This window comes from Mycobacterium sp. NGS69 (assembly GCF_059812165.1).
Map to the genome: position 1 here is coordinate 1 of NZ_JCALCD010000008.1, position 16532 is coordinate 16532.

13 protein-coding genes are annotated in these 16532 nt (G+C 66.4%); 9 read left to right on the top strand and 4 right to left on the bottom strand.

Annotated elements, in window-relative coordinates:
* Positions 1-120 precede the first annotated feature (120 nt).
* Complete coding sequence (locus AC5Y2S_RS22655) at positions 121-1425, bottom strand: PPE family protein, SVP subgroup (RefSeq protein ID WP_499958540.1); 1305 nt, start codon at positions 1423-1425, stop codon at positions 121-123.
* Between the two features lie 693 nt (positions 1426-2118).
* Between AC5Y2S_RS22655 and AC5Y2S_RS22660 the strand changes: the two genes are divergently transcribed.
* Both AC5Y2S_RS22660 and AC5Y2S_RS22665 read left to right on the top strand, forming a co-directional pair.
* Entirely contained in the window at positions 2119-2892 is a 774-nt protein-coding gene (locus AC5Y2S_RS22660) for a response regulator transcription factor (protein ID WP_499958541.1), read from the top strand.
* Positions 2889-4418: a sensor histidine kinase gene (locus AC5Y2S_RS22665; protein ID WP_499958542.1), complete on the top strand. Its 1530-nt coding sequence runs from the start codon at positions 2889-2891 to the stop codon at positions 4416-4418. The genes AC5Y2S_RS22660 and AC5Y2S_RS22665 overlap by 4 nt, the downstream gene beginning before the upstream one ends.
* Here the strand turns inward: AC5Y2S_RS22665 and AC5Y2S_RS22670 are convergent.
* The 3 genes from AC5Y2S_RS22670 to AC5Y2S_RS22680 form a co-directional block, all read right to left on the bottom strand.
* Positions 4402-4521, bottom strand: coding sequence for a 50S ribosomal protein bL37 (locus tag AC5Y2S_RS22670; protein ID WP_499958544.1), 120 nt, complete (start codon positions 4519-4521; stop codon positions 4402-4404). The genes AC5Y2S_RS22665 and AC5Y2S_RS22670 overlap by 17 nt on opposite strands.
* A gap of 15 nt (positions 4522-4536) precedes the next feature.
* Positions 4537-5355 (bottom strand): SDR family NAD(P)-dependent oxidoreductase, encoded by an 819-nt coding sequence (locus AC5Y2S_RS22675; protein ID WP_499958546.1) that lies wholly within the window; start codon positions 5353-5355, stop codon positions 4537-4539.
* Positions 5356-5824: 469 nt separating this feature from the next.
* Complete coding sequence (locus tag AC5Y2S_RS22680) at positions 5825-6397, bottom strand: DUF6611 family protein (protein WP_499958548.1); 573 nt, start codon at positions 6395-6397, stop codon at positions 5825-5827.
* Between AC5Y2S_RS22680 and AC5Y2S_RS22685 the strand changes: the two genes are divergently transcribed.
* From AC5Y2S_RS22685 to AC5Y2S_RS22715, 7 genes are all read left to right on the top strand, one after another.
* Positions 6374-7963, top strand: a complete 1590-nt coding sequence (locus AC5Y2S_RS22685; RefSeq protein ID WP_499958550.1) for a DUF2254 domain-containing protein — start codon at positions 6374-6376, stop codon at positions 7961-7963. The two genes, AC5Y2S_RS22680 and AC5Y2S_RS22685, sit on opposite strands and share 24 nt — an antisense overlap.
* 354 nt (positions 7964-8317) lie before the next feature.
* Positions 8318-8407: a K(+)-transporting ATPase subunit F gene (gene kdpF, locus AC5Y2S_RS22690; protein ID WP_156764638.1), complete on the top strand. Its 90-nt coding sequence runs from the start codon at positions 8318-8320 to the stop codon at positions 8405-8407.
* Positions 8407-10077, top strand: coding sequence for a potassium-transporting ATPase subunit KdpA (gene kdpA / locus AC5Y2S_RS22695; protein ID WP_499958551.1), 1671 nt, complete (start codon positions 8407-8409; stop codon positions 10075-10077). The genes kdpF and kdpA overlap by 1 nt, the downstream gene beginning before the upstream one ends.
* On the top strand, positions 10077-12227 hold the full coding sequence (gene kdpB / locus AC5Y2S_RS22700) for a potassium-transporting ATPase subunit KdpB (RefSeq protein ID WP_499958553.1): 2151 nt from the start codon (positions 10077-10079) through the stop codon (positions 12225-12227). Before kdpA ends, kdpB begins: the two co-directional genes overlap by 1 nt.
* Position 12228: 1 nt before the next feature.
* Positions 12229-13152 (top strand): potassium-transporting ATPase subunit C, encoded by a 924-nt coding sequence (locus AC5Y2S_RS22705; RefSeq protein WP_499958554.1) that lies wholly within the window; start codon positions 12229-12231, stop codon positions 13150-13152.
* Positions 13153-13163: 11 nt separating this feature from the next.
* Positions 13164-15731 carry a DUF4118 domain-containing protein gene (locus tag AC5Y2S_RS22710; protein ID WP_499958556.1) on the top strand — a complete coding sequence of 856 codons (2568 nt, stop codon included), beginning with the start codon at positions 13164-13166 and terminating at the stop codon, positions 15729-15731.
* A complete protein-coding gene (locus AC5Y2S_RS22715) occupies positions 15728-16408 on the top strand; it encodes a response regulator (RefSeq protein WP_499883354.1) in 681 nt (226 codons plus the stop codon). Before AC5Y2S_RS22710 ends, AC5Y2S_RS22715 begins: the two co-directional genes overlap by 4 nt.
* Positions 16409-16532 lie beyond the last annotated feature (124 nt).

A 16532-nucleotide genomic window follows, 5' to 3' on the forward strand; every position in this document is an offset into this window, starting at 1 on the left:
AACGCCGGCAGCAACATGTCGAGCACTGACAGCGCCGTCGGGTCCAGCTGGGCCTGATTCGCAGCTTCAAGGCGGGGCCGCACACCGACCGGTGTGCGGCCCCGTTCTTTGTCTGATGCGCTATCCGGCGACCGGGGAACGCGGAATCAGCGTGGGACGGAACCCGATTCGCTGGACCGCGCCCTCGGACTCGCGCCCGACCATGCCGCCCAGCGGCAATTTGGAGACGCCGGCGGTGGGTGCTGACGCGGGCGCCGCGCCCCACCCGCCCGGCATGGCGTTGGCGTCCAGGGCGGGCAGGGGCGTGACGGATGACACCGCGTCGGCCCACGTCGGCGGCACCGACAAGGTCCCGAGCGAGGGCGCCTGACCCACGCTCGCCGACGCGGCCGCGCCCAGACTCCCAAGGGGCCCAAGGCCTCCCAGGCCGGTGTCGGCTCCCTCAAGCGAACCCAAGCCCGCGAAATCCAGGCTCAGGCCATACCCGTCGAAACCCATTCCGGCGCCATCAGTGCCCAAACCGGCGCCGTCGCCGCCCAGGCCGGCCAGATCGGAGCCGAGGCCGAACACATCGAGCAGCGCGGGTCCGTTCCCGCCCAGCGCGGACGTGAGGCTCGAGGTCAATCCGGACAGCGCACTCGCGCCGGTGCTGGCGCCCTTGGTGGCGGTCTTGCCGGTCGCTCCGGTCAGACTCGATAGCGCGCTGAGTGGGGAGGTAGCCGCCGTGGATCCCAGCGACGCCGCGGTGCCCGCCGCCGCCGGCGGCAAAGCGGTACCCGACGCCGCACCCGGGGTCGCCAGCGTCTGCAGCGTCTGGGGCACCGAGGACATCAACTGCGCCGTAGTCGTCTGGGCGCTACTGCCAACCTGGGCGCCCGCCTGCGCGGTGACGCCGCCCGGGTTGGTCGTCTGGGGCGGCGAGGTGAACGTCGAAAATGCCGACGCCGCAGCCGAATTGGCGGCGTAGCTGTACATCGCGGTGGCGTCCTGCGCCCACATCTCGCTGTACTCGGCTTCCGTGGCCATGATCGCCGGCGTGTTCTGCCCGAAGATGTTGGTCGCGATCAACGCCATCAGCTGGGCGCGGTTGGCCACGATCTGCGGTGGCGGCACCGTCATGGCGTATGCGGTCTCGAAGGCCGCCGCCGCGGCCGTGGCGTGGGTGGCCGACTGCTCGCACTGCGCGGCGGTGGCCGTCATCCACGATATGTAGGGCGTCACCGCGGCGGCCATCGACAGCGACGTCGGTCCCAGCCAGGACTCGTCGGTGAGGCTTGCGATCACCGATTGATACCCGCTGGCGGCATCGGTCAGCTCGGCGGCCAGCGATTCCCAGCCCGCCGAAGCGGTCAACAGGGTTCCGGGCCCCGGCCCCAGATACATCCGACCGGAGTTGATCTCCGGTGGCAGTGCGCCAAAGTCCATCGCCCGTTCCTATCCTTTGCTCGAGTTTGCTGGTCCAGTTATGCGGAACTTGCGTCCGGGGCGCCGATGCCGCGGACGGCCGTGGTCAGCGTGAGCACGTCTCCAACGCGGGCCGGCCCCCGCCGCCCGGGGCCGGCGGGGCCCCGCTGCGTATCGACGGACGCGGGGAGATCCCGTCGTTGCCCGTCGGAACCGACCCTTCGGAAGGAGCCGGACCCCCGGCGACCGTCGCGGGTCCCATGCAACCGAAGCCCCTGGCCTCATCGGACCGCGGCAGCGGTGCTCGCGGTGGCGACCTCGTCGGTAGCGTTATGAAACCCATTTAACCCTAACGGCATTCGTAACGACACGTAACTTTACCGTAACGCCAATTGGGAGACCGCCGTCCTCGGTTGCCGAACGGGCCCGTCGAACTCGGACTGGGCGCCTCCAGGTGCAGAGTTTGCTGGACAATGAAATCCGTTCTCACGAAATAGACTTGACGAACCGCGCGGCGGATCGACCCAATCCGCGAAGGCCAATAGCCATCCACAACAGTATCTTTGGTAAGCCAACTCTTCTCAACTAGACCAACGAGAAACGCCCGGACCAGACGGTTGAGTGGCATCCGGCGTCACCCACCCCACAGCATTTTATTTGAGAGTTCTATGAAGTCCGTGACAACCACATGTGCGGTTGGGAGAATGTAGGAACATGACCGTGATGTCCGGATACACAGGCAGCCAACGGCCACGCCAGGCCATTCTGGGGCAGTTGCCTCGCATCTATCGTGCCGATGGCTCACCGATCCGGGTTTTGCTGGTGGACGACGAGCCCGCGCTGACCAACTTGGTGAAGATGGCGCTCCATTACGAGGGCTGGGTGGTCGACATCGCCCACAACGGCCGCGAGGCCATCGCGAAGTTCGAGAACGTCAATCCCGACGTGCTGGTGCTCGACATCATGCTTCCGGACGTGGACGGCCTGCGGATTCTGCAGCGAATCCGCGAATCCGACGCCTACACCCCCACACTGTTCCTCACCGCCCGTGATTCGGTCATGGACCGCGTCACCGGCCTCACCGCCGGCGCCGACGACTACATGACCAAGCCGTTCAGCCTCGAGGAGCTCGTCGCGCGGCTGCGGGGGCTGTTGCGCCGCTCCACCCAGCAGACCCCGCCGGCGGCCGAGACCCTGAAAATCGGCGACCTACATGTCGACACCGCCAGCCGGGAGGTCACCCGCGGCGGCACCCCGATATCGCTCTCGTCGACCGAGTTCGAATTGCTGCGGTTCCTCATGCGCAACCCCCGCCGCGCGCTGAGCCGCACCGAAATCCTCGACCGCGTCTGGAATTACGACTTCGCCGGGCGAACCAGCATCGTGGATCTGTACATCTCGTACCTGAGGAAGAAGATCGACTCCGGCCGGGACCCCATGATCCATACCGTCCGCGGCGTTGGGTACATGCTGCGACCGCCCGAATGACGGGCGAGCCGAACACCGGATCCAGGGACCTTCCGCGGTGGCTGCCCCACTCCTTGCGCCGCCAATTGCTATTGGGCGTGTTGGCCGTCGTCAGCGTGGTGCTGGTTACGGTCGGCATCGTCTCGGTGCTCAGCCTGCGCGGCTACGTCACCGCGATGAGCGACGCCGACGTCGACCAATCCCTGGACGCACTGACCAACGCGTACACCAGATACCGCAGCGGCGAACATCCTGCGGCGCAAGGGAACACCCAGCCGATCGCGCAGGCCATGCTCGAATTCACTGACCAAACGCCGGGCAATCTCATCGCCGTGCTGCACGACGGCAGGGTGATCGGCTCGGCGGTCTTTTCCGAAGCCGAAGCGCGGCCCGCGCCGCCCGACGTCGTCCGCGCCCTGGAAGCGCAGTCCTGGCCCGACGCGCCGCCACGAACCGAGAAGCTGGGCAGCCTCGGTTCGTATCGCGTCGACAGCCGCGTCAGTGGACCCGACCTCTTGGTCGTCGGCGTATCGCTGGCCCGGGCCGACCAGATCATCGTTCGCAAGCAGCTAACCACCACGGCGCTTGTCGCGGTGGCCCTCACAATCACCGCGGGGCTGACCGTGTGGGTGGTCGGGTCCACCCTGCGCCCCCTGCGCCGGCTCGCCGCGACCGCCGCCGAGGTCGCCGCCATGCCGCTGACCGATGGCGATCACCGAATCAGCGCCAGGGTGCGACCACAGGACACCGACCCGGACAACGAAGTCGGCATCGTCGGGCACACGCTGAACCGGTTGCTGGACAACGTCGATAGCGCGCTGGCGCATCGCGCCGAGTCCGATATGCGGATGCGGCAATTCATCACCGACGCCAGCCACGAGTTGCGGACCCCGCTGGCGGCGATTCAGGGTTATGCGGAACTGACGCGCCAGGACAGCGAGGCCCTGCCGCCGACCACCGAATACGCGCTGGCGCGCATCGAGTCGGAGGCGCGGCGCATGGCGGTGCTCGTCGACGAGCTGCTGCTGCTGTCGCGTCTGGGCGAGGGCCAAGACCTGCAGACCCAGGACGTCGACCTGGCGGACCTCGTCGTCAACGCCGTGAACGACGCGGCGGTCGCGGCGCCGAGCCACTTTTGGGTCAAAGACCTTCCCGACGAGCCGGTTTGGGTTCGTGGCGATCACGCCCGGCTCCACCAACTGGTCAGCAACCTGCTCAGCAACGCCCGCGTGCACACGCCGCCGGGCGTCACGGTGACGACCGGAATCACCTGCCACCGCTTTGGTGCCGAAGCTCCCTATGCGGAACTGACCGTGTCCGACGACGGGCCCGGCATCGACGCCGACCTCGTCCCCCGGCTGTTCGAGCGGTTCGCCCGCGCGGACACGTCGCGCTCCAACGGCTCGGGCATCGGGCTGGGCCTGGCCATCGTGAGTTCGATCGTCAAGGCCCACCACGGCTCGGTGAGCGCCGAATCCGCCGACGGCCGAACGGTTTTCCGAGTACGGCTGCCGATGATCGATGACCCGATCACCGATGCCGGCTGATCGCCGAACCGTGAGTTCGTAGGCGCTTACCAGAGGCCGGCCGCTTGCCGTGGTTGGCATTCTTCTTCCGCCGAGCGCGCTTTTGGTCGGCTCGTTTGGACATGGCATCACCTCCTTGCTAAGTCAGGGCCGACTCGACCAGGCCGGCGCTGAGTTTCTCCAGTCGGCTGCGAGCGCGCGAATTGTCCACGAGCGCAGCGGCCCTCGTGAGATTCAGACCGTCGTAATAGCCGCCGTCTACCACGGGATACGCGGGTGATCCGAGTGTGGTCATGATCGGTGCGGCCTCCTCGGCCGGCCGGCCGACGCGGTCGTAGATAGGCAGCAGCCGGGTGCAGTACACGCCGGGATGAACGCTGACAGCGGTGAACGAAGCGCCGCCCGCCTCAGCCAGCCACTTGCTGTACATCGTCAGGGCGAGCTTGGATTGCGCGTAAGCCGCCAGCGGCCAATACTGTTCGCCGGCCAGGTTCTTCCACTTTATGTTGCCCCCGACGTGCGTCGCCGACGATACGTTGACGACTCGTCCACCCGCTGCGACCAGCAGCGGCATCAGTCTCGTGCTCAGCAGGTAGTGCGAGAGGTAGTTGACCTGGAAGGTCAGCTCGAGCCCGTCCTCCGTGTACGTGCGTCCTTGGGGTGCTGCGACTGCGGCGTTATTTACCAGCACGTCCAGCGCCGGCAAAGTCGCCGCGAGCCTGTCGGCCAGGTCGGCGACCTCGTCCAGGCGCGTGAAATCGGCGACGGCGAGGTTCAGGCGCAGCGGCTCCGCTCCGTCTTTCACCAGGTGCATCATCGCCTCCTCGCCACTGGCCTGGTCCGGAGCATGCAGGTACACGGTCGCGCCGCCATCGACAAACCGGCGGGCCGTTGCATAGCCGATCCCATCGGTGGCGCCGGTAATGAGAACGGTGGGTGATTTTGGAAACTCAGACATGACAACTTTCGAAACTTAGAGGGACGACTGTGGGCGTCGCGCGACGCAACGACGAACGCAGTCGAGAGGACTTGGGAAAAGGGACGGATCGAGAAGGCCTGAAACTTCGAGTACTAAAAGGCCCGGTTCACAGGCTGATTCGGGTGCGCGAAGGCGGTTCGTCCTCCCAGCCCACACCGTAACGCTCCAGCGCCGACGGCACTGCCGCCGTGACAACCGTAGTGCGGACCATGCAATCCATCGCACCAGGCCGGAGTCGCGCGGGCAACGCGGTTTACGGCCACTTGACACAACCGGGGCTTTCCTTGACGATTTCTTGACACCGCGACCGGATCGAAGGCGTTACAGCCGATTTCGCCGACCTGGCCACGGTTCGGTACGGCTTCGCCCATGGCCTCGCCGCGCCAGGAAGTACACGGACAGCAGGGTCGCCGCCGCGGCGACGGCCTCGGGAATCTGCGACAGGGTGTTAGACATTCGCGATCGCCTCAACTCGGTCGTAGGCTTCCCACCAGATGGCCTCGTGCTCGACCACGGAGATCGCATCACTGGCCAGCATCCGGTCGGCGCAGGTCAGTCCGCCGGCCAAGGTGTGCCACTCGGTGTACCTGTGTCGCTCATGCGCGTCGTCGCTGTTGGGGAGAAGGATGATGGACATCGACCTGACGCGTACGCGGAGTGGACCGGCCCGGAAGAACAGAAGCGCCCCAACACCCACGTAAGCGACCACGAAGATCTCCAGCATCGTGTCGGGTGACGCCGCCGCGTTGCCCAGCACCATGATCGCGAGCAGCCCGAGCACCGCGCCGGTTATCGGCCATCCCCGCCACAGCCGCGCCAGCCGGCGATCGGCGGTCGTGCCGCCGGGCGGGTAGATGGTCAAGCGACAGCGCTGGATGCCGTACCTGCCAACGGTGGCATCGAACGATCCCCACCGGTGGGCGCCGTCGAGCAGCCGCGACCACCACTGCGGTCGGGCCGTTATGTTCTCGGTCGGCCGAAGGACACCCGGTCCGGGGTGTCGCGGCGCACTCCTTCGCATGCATTCGGGTCTACGCCGAGTTCGCCGCGCCCACTATTAATCCAAACGACATCTATACGCCCGATGGCCCAACCTTTACGCCGCCTTGTCGACCGGGCGAGGGTGAGCAGGAAGGCCGCGGGGAGATGCGGTCAGCAGAATCAGCTTGCGGTTACCGGGGCCGGTCAGTTAGATATCCGCCGTGGTAGTGAATCGAGCCTCTGGGGCTGCACTGATGTGATGCCACGCCTGCGTGTGGTGTGGCCAGAGTGGCGGCGAGAAGAGGTGCGCACCAATCTGTGGTTGGTTCCAACGATTCTGATCGTCGGTGCGCTCGGGCTTTTCGCGGTCACCCTGCGGCTCGATAGAGCCGCTTACCAGGGCGGGATCCGCCCCCCATCGTGGGTGATCAGCGGCTCCGCCGACGCGGCGCGTCAACTCCTGACCTCGATCGCGGCGTCGGTCATCACCGTCGTCGGCATCGTCTTTTCGATCACGATCGTGACCCTGACCCTGGCGTCGACCCAGTTCGGTCCACGGATGCTGCGCAACTTCATCCGTGACCGGGGCACCCAGCTCACCCTCGGAACATTCGTGGCGACGTTCGTGTATTGCGTCGTGGCGCTGGTCTCGATCGGACCCGGCGATCGCGGCGAGTTCGTGCCTCACATATCCATCACGACCGCGTTCGGTCTGGTTCTTATCGATCTGGCGGTGCTGATCTATTTCATCCACCACATCGCCACCCAGATCCAGCTGCCACAGGTGATCGCCGGCATCGCCAAGGACCTGGCCCAAGCCGTCGCGGTGCAGAGCAGCAGCCAGCCGCGGTCCTCGACGCGAAAGCCCACGCAGGGGCCCCCACTCGACGAGCTGCTCGCCAGGATCGAAACCTCCGGCAGCGTCATCCGCACTCCCAAAAGCGGTTACCTGCAATTCATCCGGCATCAAACGCTGGTCCGCGTCGCCACCGACGCGGACGCGGTGATCCGGTTGCCCTACCGTCCGGGCCACTTTCTCATCGAAGGCCGTGAACTGGCCAGCGTGTGGCCTGCCACCGCCGCGGCGCAGGTGGCGGACTACCTGGCCCGCGCTCAGGCAACCGGGCCGCACCGCACGCTGACGCAGGACGTCGCGTTCGGTGTGGATCAGCTCGTCGAGATCGCCATCCGCGCGCTGTCGCCGGCCGTCAACGACACCTTCACCGCGCTGACGTGCGTCGACTGGCTCGGCGACTGCCTGTGCAAGATCGCACCGGTATGGACGCCCACCCAAATCCATCGCGACCATCTCGGGGCCATCCGCGTCATCTCCGATCAAGTCAGTTATGAGCGGCTGGTGCAGCGAGCCTTCGAGAAGATTCGCCAGGCCAGCCGTGGGATGCCCGCGGTGATGATCCGCCAGCTCGACGCCTTGACGACGATCATGGAACAAACGTCGGACCCACAACGCACGCAAGTGTTGATGGACCAAGCGGCGATGATTCACCGCGCCAATGCCGAATCGGTGCCAGATGAATCCGATCGCGCCGACGTCGATCGCCGGTACGTCGCATTGTGTGCTCTGCACGAACGGCTCAACGAATAGAACATCGCCTACGTGTCGCGCAGCTCACAGTGCTTGTCGCCCTTGGTAATTCAGATACTAATCGCCCCTGCACGAATCACAGCCGTGTTCGAACAAACGAGCGTAAAGAAACCGTAAAGGCGCACTGCAACGCCGTTAGGAAAGTGTCAACCAAAGGCTCTATCCGGAAAACCCCGTTTAGTTTCAAGCTGACCTTGCCTCCGAGGATCTGCATTGCGGCTGCCCTCGATGAGGCTCTTATGTGTGCGCAGGACTGGCAAGGAATGGAGACAAGATGGGCGTGTTGGTCTACGTCTTGGTGACGATCGCGGTGTTCGCCCTGCTCGGGCTGACGCAGAAGCTGGTCGAGCGGCTGTGAGCTACGAAAACGTCGTCGGCTTGGCGCTTTCCGTCATCCTTGCGCTGTATCTCGCGGCCGCCCTGCTGTTCCCGGAGAGGTTCTAGTGAGCACAACAACCGCGGGGATCATCTTCCTCGTCGTCCTCGTCGTGGCACTGGTGGTGGTGCATGTGCCCTTCGGCGACTACATGTATCGCGTCTACACGGCGGAGAAGGACTCCTACGTCGAGCGGGTGATCTACCGGCTGATCGGTGTTGATTCGCGCTCGGAGCAGACGTGGGGCGCCTACGCCCGAAGCGTCTTGGCGTTCTCGTCGCTCAGTATCCTGTTCCTTTTCGTGTTCCAGCTCGTGCAGGGCAAATTGCCTCTGCACCTGCATGATCCGGCCACCCAAATGACCCCGGGGTTGGCGTGGAACACGGCCGTCAGCTTTACCACGAATACCAACTGGCAGGCGTATTCCGGTGAGTCAACGCAGGGCCACCTGGTGCAGATGGCCGGGCTGGCGGTGCAGAACTTCGTCTCGGCCGCCGTCGGCATGGCGGTGGCGATCGCACTGGTGCGCGGGTTCGCCCGCAAACGCACCGGCGACCTCGGGAACTTCTGGGTCGACCTGGTGCGCACGGTGCTCCGCATCCTGCTGCCCATTTCGATTGTGGCCGCGATCCTGCTCATCGCGGGTGGTGCGATCCAGAACTTCCACCTGCACGACCAGGTCGCCACCACCCTCGGGGGCGCCCAGCAGACGATCACCGGCGGCCCGGTGGCCAGCCAGGAGGCGATCAAGGAGCTCGGCACCAACGGCGGCGGCTTCTACAACGCGAACTCCGCGCACCCGTTCGAGAACCCGACGACGTGGAGCAACTGGCTGGAGATCTTCCTGCTGCTGGTGATCAGCTTCTCGCTGCCGCGCACATTCGGGCGCATGGTGGGCAGCACCAAGCAGGGCTACGCGATCGCCTCGGTGATGGCGACCCTGTACGCCATCAGCGTGTCCTTCATGATGTTGTTCCAGCTGCAGCACCACGGCACGGTGCCGACCTCGGTCGGCGCGGCCATCGAAGGCGTCGAGCAGCGGTTCGGCGTCGCCAACTCGGCGGTGTTCGCCGACTCCACGACGCTCACCTCCACCGGCGCCGTCGACTCGTTCCACGACTCCTACACCAGCCTCGGCGGGATGATGGCGCTGTTCAACATGCAGCTCGGTGAGGTCGCTCCCGGCGGCACCGGCTCGGGCCTCTACGGCATGCTGATCCTGGCCGTGATCACCGTTTTCGTTGCCGGACTGATGGTCGGGCGCACCCCGGAATACCTCGGTAAGAAGATCAACCCGCGCGAAATCAAGCTGGCCGCAAGCTATTTCCTGGTCACCCCGCTCATCGTGCTGACCGGGACCGCGATCGCGATGGCGGTGCCCGGCGAACGCGCTGGCATGCTCAACACCGGCCCGCACGGGCTGTCGGAGGTGCTGTACGCGTTCACCTCCGCCGCGAACAACAACGGCTCCGCGTTCGCCGGGATCAGCGTCAACACCAACTGGTACAACACCGCGCTCGGACTGGCGATGGTCTTCGGGCGGTTCCTGCCGATGGTGCTCGTCCTGGCGCTGGCCGGTTCGCTCGCCAAGCAGGGCCACACGCCCGAATCGGCGGGCACCCTGCCCACCCATCGCCCCCAGTTCGTGGGAATGGTCGCCGGCGTCACGGTGATCCTCGTTGCCCTCACTTTCCTGCCCATGCTCGCGCTCGGGCCTCTCGCTGAAGGAATCCACTGATGACCGCGACCGCCGTCGATTCGTCCGAGCAGACGCAGCCCGCGACACCCACAGAGAAGAAGCGGGTCCAGGGCGGCTTGCTCGACCCGAAGATGCTGTGGCGCTCGACCCCGGACGCGCTGCGCAAGCTCGACCCGCGCACGCTGTGGCGCAACCCGGTGATGTTCATCGTCGAAATCGGCGCCGCCTGGAGCACCGTATTGGCGGTCATCAACGAAACCTGGTTCGCGTGGCTGATCGTCGTCTGGCTGTGGCTGACCGTGCTGTTCGCCAATCTCGCGGAGGCGGTGGCCGAAGGCCGCGGCAAGGCCCAGGCGGAGACGCTGCGCCGAGCCAAAACCCAGACCCTGGCCCGGCGCCTCAAGAGCTGGCAACCCGGCGCCCCCGGCGTCGAGGAAGAGGTCGCGGCGCCGTTGTTGCAGCAAGGCGACATCGTCGTCGTCGAGGCCGGCCAGGTGATCCCCGGCGACGGCGACGTCGTGGAAGGCATTGCGTCGGTGGACGAATCGGCGATCACGGGCGAGTCGGCGCCGGTGATCCGCGAGTCCGGCGGCGACCGTTCGGCGGTCACTGGCGGCACCACTGTGCTGAGCGACCGCATCGTCGTGAAGATCACCCAGAAGCCGGGTGAAAGCTTCATCGACCGGATGATCGCGCTCGTCGAGGGCGCCAACCGGCAGAAGACCCCCAACGAGATCGCGCTGAACATCCTGCTGGCCGCGTTGACGGTCATCTTCGTTTTCGCCGTCGCGACCCTGCAGCCGCTGGCGATCTACTCCAAGGCGAACAACCCGGGCGTTCCGGACACCCAGGCGCTCAATGCAAGTGGCGTCACCGGGATCGTGATGGTGTCGCTGTTGGTGTGCCTGATCCCCACCACGATCGGCGCGCTGTTGTCGGCCATCGGCATCGCCGGGATGGACCGGCTGGTACAGCGCAACGTGCTGGCGATGTCCGGGCGCGCGGTGGAGGCCGCCGGCGACGTCAACACGCTGCTGCTCGACAAGACGGGCACCATCACCCTGGGCAACCGCCAGGCCGGCGCATTCGTCCCACTCGACGGCGTCACCAACGAGCACCTCGCCGACGCCGCGCAATTGTCCAGCCTGGCCGACGAAACGCCGGAGGGGCGCTCGATCGTCGTGTTCGCCAAGCAACACTTCGGGCTGCGCGAGCGCGCTCCGGGCGAACTCACGCACGCCCATTGGGTGGAGTTCTCCGCCTCGACGCGAATGTCCGGGGTCGACCTGGACGGGCACCTGCTGCGCAAGGGCGCGGCCAGCTCCGTCGCCGAATGGGTGCGCGGGCAAGGCGGTACGGTGCCGACGCAGCTCGGCGAGATCGTCGACGGCATCTCCGCCGCCGGCGGCACTCCGCTGGTCGTCGGTGAGTGCGTCAACGGCGAGGCGTCGGTGCTGGGCGTGATTCACCTCAAGGACGTCGTCAAGCAGGGTATGCGCGAACGCTTCGACGAGATGCGCAAGATGGGCATCCGCACCGTGATGATCACCGGCGATAACCCGTTGACGGCCAAGGCGATTGCCGACGAGGCGGGTGTCGACGACTTCCTCGCGGAGGCCACGCCGGAGGACAAGCTGGCGCTGATCAAGCGTGAGCAGGAGGGCGGCAAGCTGGTCGCGATGACCGGCGACGGCACCAACGACGCGCCGGCCCTGGCGCAGGCCGACGTCGGCGTGGCGATGAACACCGGAACCTCGGCGGCCAAAGAGGCCGGCAACATGGTCGATCTCGACTCCGACCCGACCAAGCTCATCGAGATCGTCGAGATCGGCAAGCAGCTGTTGATCACCCGCGGCGCGCTCACCACGTTCTCCATCGCCAACGACATCGCGAAGTACTTCGCGATCATCCCCGCCATGTTCGTCGCCCTGTTCCCCGGGCTGGACATGATCAACATCATGCGGCTGCACAGCCCGCAGTCCGCGATCCTGTCCGCGGTGATCTTCAACGCCATCATCATCGTCATGCTGATCCCGCTGTCGCTGCGCGGCGTGCGCTACACGCCGAGCAGCGCGTCAAAGCTGTTGAGCCGCAACCTCTATATTTACGGGCTCGGCGGCATCGTCGCCCCGTTCATCGGGATCAAGGCAATCGACCTCATCGTCCAATTCGTCCCCGGGATGTCCTGACATGAAGTTCTCCAGTTTCGTCCGCATGCACTGGGCGGCCTTCCGCGCGCTGCTGGTGCTGACCGTCATCACCGGCCTCGCCTACCCGGCGTTCGTCTGGCTGGTGGCACAGATCCCCGGCCTGCACGACAAGGCCGAAGGATCCATCCTGACCGCCAACGGCAAAACCGTCGGCAGCCGGCTGATCGGCCAGCTGTTCACGGACAAGGACGGGAACGCGCTGCCGCAGTACTTCCAGAGCCGCCCCTCGGCGGCCGGCACCGGCTACGACCCGCTGAATACCAGCGCGAGCAACCTCGGTCCGGAGAGCATCGTCGACACACCCGCGGATCCGGCACAAATCGCCGGCGGAAAGTCCGCGTCGGATGCGGGATTCAAGCCGAGCCTGCTGACCCAGGTGTGCACGCGCAGCACCGCGATCGGTCAGCTGGAGGGTGTGGACGGTTCCCGCCCGTTCTGCACGGGAGGCGGCGTGGGCGCGGTGCTGTCCGTGATCGGACCGCGCGACGCCCGCGGAAACGTCCTCCACCCCACCCGCGTGGTGAGCGTCAACGAGCCGTGCCAGTCGACCTCGGCCCCGTTCCTGACGATGTATGAGGGTGCGCGGGTCGAGTGCGCAAAATTCGGCGAGGACTACACGATCGGCCAGATCGTGCCCATCCGCGGGGCCGCACCCGCCAACCCGGCCGTCCCCGCCGACGCGGTGACCGCCAGCGGCAGCGGCCTGGACCCGAACATCTCGCCGGCCTACGCCGACATCCAGATCGCGCGGGTGGCAAAGGCCCGCCACGTCAACGCCGATCAGATCCGTGCGGTGCTGGCGCAGTACCGCAGCGGCCGCGACCTCGGGTTTTTAGGCGAGCCGACGGTCAACGTGCTGCAGCTCAACCTGGAGCTCGACCACCGATTTCCGGTTAACGGCTAGCGCGGAGGGGGATGATGGTTGACGTGAGCGTGACCGACCACCATCCCAAGCGCGGCGAGCTACGCATCTACCTCGGCGCGGCACCGGGTGTCGGCAAGACCTTCGCGATGCTCGGCGAGGCGCACCGGCGCTTGGAACGCGGCACCGACCTGGTGGCGGCGGTGGTCGAGACCCATGGGCGGGCGAAAACCGCCGAGCTGCTTGACGGTATCGAGGTCATCCCCCCGCACTACGTCGACTATCGCGGCGGCAGGTTCCCGGAACTCGACGTGCCGGCCGTGCTGGCCCGCCATCCGCAGGTGGTCCTGGTCGACGAACTCGCCCACACCAACACACCGGGCAGCAAGAACGAAAAGCGTTGGCAAGACGTCGAGGAACTGCTCGATGCCGGGATCACGGTGATCTCCACGGTCAACATCCAGCATCTGGAGAGCCTCAACGACGTCGTCGCCCAGATCACCGGCATCGAGCAGCAGGAAACCATCCCCGATTCGATCGTGCGGCAGGCGTCGCAGGTCGAACTCATCGACATCACGCCGGAGGCGTTGCGCCGCAGGCTATCCCATGGAAACGTCTACGCTCCGGCACGGATCGACGCGGCCCTGTCGAACTACTTCCGTGCCGGAAATCTCACCGCGCTGCGGGAATTGGCGCTGCTGTGGCTGGCCGACCAGGTCGACACCGCGCTGGCCAAGTATCGGGCCGAGAACAAGATCACCGACATGTGGGAGGCGCGCGAGCGGGTGGTGGTGGCGGTCACCGGCGGTCCGGAATCGGAGACGTTGGTGCGACGGGCGTCGCGGATCGCGTCGAAGTCCAGCGCCGAGTTGATGGTGGTGCACGTCATCCGCGGTGACGGCCTGGCCGGCGTGTCGGAGCGCAGGATGGGCAAGATCCGAGAGCTGGCGAACAGCCTGGACGCGTCGCTGCACACCGTCGTGGGCGACGACGTGCCCACGGCCCTACTTGATTTCGCGCGCGAGAACAACGCCACCCAGCTCGTCATCGGCACGTCGCGCCGGCCCCGGTGGGCCCGCATCTTCGAGGAGGGCATCGGCCCGACGATCGTCGAGCGGTCCGGGAAGATCGACGTGCACATGGTCACGCATGAGGAATCCAGCGGAGGATTCCGGATCGCGTCGCTGTCGCCCCGCGAGCGTCGTGTCACGTCATGGCTGGCGGCCTTCATCGTGCCGTCGATCATCTGCGCGGTCTCGGTGACGCTGCTGGACCCCTACCTGAACAACGGCGGCGAGAGCGCGTTGTTCTTCATCGGAGTGCTGCTGGTCGGGCTCTTGGGAGGCGTTGCGCCGGCAGCGCTTTCGGCGGTGCTGTCCGGATTGCTGCTGAATTACTACCTGATACCCCCGCGCCACAGCTTCACAATCGCCGAACCCAACAGCGCCATCACGGAATTGGTGCTGTTGATGATCGCGGTGGCGGTCGCCGTCCTCGTCGACGGCGCCACCAAGCGCACCCGCGAGGCTCGTCGCGCCTCCCAGGAGGCCGAACTGCTGACGCTGTTCGCGGGATCGGTGCTGCGCGGCGCCGACCTCGAGACGCTGCTGGAACGCGTGCGGGAGACCTACTCGCAGCGCGCGGTCAGCATGCTGCGGGAGCCGAGCGAGGAGGAGCGCGCCGCCGGCAAAAAGAGCTACATCGTCGCGTGTGTGGGCAAAGATCCTTGTGTGAGCGTCGATTCCGCCGACACCGCGATCGAGGTCGGCGACGACGTGTTTTGGATGCTGATGGCCGGCAAGAAGCTGTCCACCCGTGACCGCAGGGTGGTGAGCGCGGTGGCCAAGCAGGCCGCGGGCCTGATCAGGCAGCGAGAGCTGGCGGAAGAGGCCAGCCGGACCGAGGCGATCGTGCGGGCCGACGAGTTGCGGCGCTCCCTGCTCTCGGCGGTGAGCCATGACCTGCGCACTCCGCTGGCGGCGGCCAAGGTCGCCGTGTCCAGCCTGCGCGCCGAAGACGTCGCCTTCTCCGCCGAGGACACGGCCGAATTGCTGGCCACCATCGAGGAGTCCATCGACCAGCTGACCGCGCTGGTCGGCAACCTGCTCGACTCCTCGCGCCTGGCCGCCGGGGTGATCCACCCGGACCTGCGCCGGGTGTATCTCGAGGAGACGGTGCAACGCGCGCTGGTCAGCATCGGCAAGGGCGCCACCGGGTTCTACCGATCGGCGATCGACCGGGTCAAGGTCGACGTGGGCGACGCGGTGGTGTTGGCCGACGCCGGGTTGCTGGAACGCGTGCTCGCCAACCTGATCGACAACGCGCTGCGCTACGCGCCCAACTGCGTGGTTCGCGTCAACGCGGGCCGGGTGGGCGATCGCGTCCTGATCAACGTGATCGACGAAGGTCCCGGAATCCCCAAGGGCACCGAGGATCAGATCTTCGAGGCCTTCCAGCGGCTGGGCGATCACGACAACACCACGGGCGTGGGGCTGGGCATGTCGGTGGCCCGCGGCTTCGTGGAGGCGATGGGCGGCACCATCTCGGCCGGTGACACGCCGGGCGGCGGCCTCACCGTGGTGGTGGATCTGGCCGCGCCGCAGGAATTTGGTGGGCTATGACGCGGGTGCTGGTGATCGACGACGAGCCGCACATCCTGCGGGCGTTGCGAATCAACCTGTCCGTGCGCGGTTATGAGGTGATCACCGCGTCGACCGGTGCGGGGGCGCTGCGCGCGGCCGCCGAGCACAAGCCCGACGTGGTGGTGCTGGACCTCGGGTTACCGGACATCTCCGGCATCGAGGTGCTGGCCGGCCTGCGCGGCTGGCTGTCGGCGCCGGTGATCGTGCTTTCGGCGCGCACGGATTCCTCGGACAAGGTCGAGGCCCTCGACGCCGGCGCCGACGACTACGTGACGAAACCCTTTGGGATGGACGAGTTCCTGGCCCGGTTGCGCGCCGCGGTGCGCCGCAACGCGGCGGCGTCGGAGGTGGACGAGCCGGTCGTCGAAACCGACGCGTTCACCGTCGATCTGGCCGCCAAGAAGGTCACCAAGGACGGTGCCGAGGTCCACCTCACGCCGACCGAATGGGGCATGCTCGAGGTGCTGGTGCGCAATCGCGGCAAGCTGGTGGGCCGCGAGGAGTTGTTGAAGGAGGTATGGGGCCCGGCGTATGCCACCGAAACCCATTACCTGCGTGTGTATCTGGCGCAGCTGCGGCGCAAGCTCGAGGACGACCCGTCGCACCCCAAGCACCTGCTGACCGAATCGGGCATGGGCTACCGCTTCGAGGCGTGAGTGTGCGTCGACGGCGCCGCGTGTGTACTGATGGCGGAGATTTGGCGAAATTTTCGCCATGACCGCACTTCGAAAACCCGCTATTCACAACGATTCCTCGCTAAGTCACATCCGTCACACTGGC

What these genes read in the sequence shown, in the direction of transcription:
- AC5Y2S_RS22655 (WP_499958540.1), bottom strand. Translation starts at nt 1,425, where the DNA reads ATGGACTTTGGCGCACTGCCACCGGAGATCAACTCCGGTCGGATGTAT.
- AC5Y2S_RS22660 (WP_499958541.1), top strand. Translation starts at nt 2,119, where the DNA reads ATGACCGTGATGTCCGGATACACAGGCAGCCAACGGCCACGCCAGGCC.
- AC5Y2S_RS22665 (WP_499958542.1), top strand. Translation starts at nt 2,889, where the DNA reads ATGACGGGCGAGCCGAACACCGGATCCAGGGACCTTCCGCGGTGGCTG.
- AC5Y2S_RS22670 (WP_499958544.1), bottom strand. Translation starts at nt 4,521, where the DNA reads ATGTCCAAACGAGCCGACCAAAAGCGCGCTCGGCGGAAGAAGAATGCC.
- AC5Y2S_RS22675 (WP_499958546.1), bottom strand. Translation starts at nt 5,355, where the DNA reads ATGTCTGAGTTTCCAAAATCACCCACCGTTCTCATTACCGGCGCCACC.
- AC5Y2S_RS22680 (WP_499958548.1), bottom strand. Translation starts at nt 6,397, where the DNA reads ATGCGAAGGAGTGCGCCGCGACACCCCGGACCGGGTGTCCTTCGGCCG.
- kdpB (WP_499958553.1), top strand. Translation starts at nt 10,077, where the DNA reads ATGACCGCGACCGCCGTCGATTCGTCCGAGCAGACGCAGCCCGCGACA.
- AC5Y2S_RS22705 (WP_499958554.1), top strand. Translation starts at nt 12,229, where the DNA reads ATGAAGTTCTCCAGTTTCGTCCGCATGCACTGGGCGGCCTTCCGCGCG.
- AC5Y2S_RS22710 (WP_499958556.1), top strand. Translation starts at nt 13,164, where the DNA reads ATGATGGTTGACGTGAGCGTGACCGACCACCATCCCAAGCGCGGCGAG.
- AC5Y2S_RS22715 (WP_499883354.1), top strand. Translation starts at nt 15,728, where the DNA reads ATGACGCGGGTGCTGGTGATCGACGACGAGCCGCACATCCTGCGGGCG.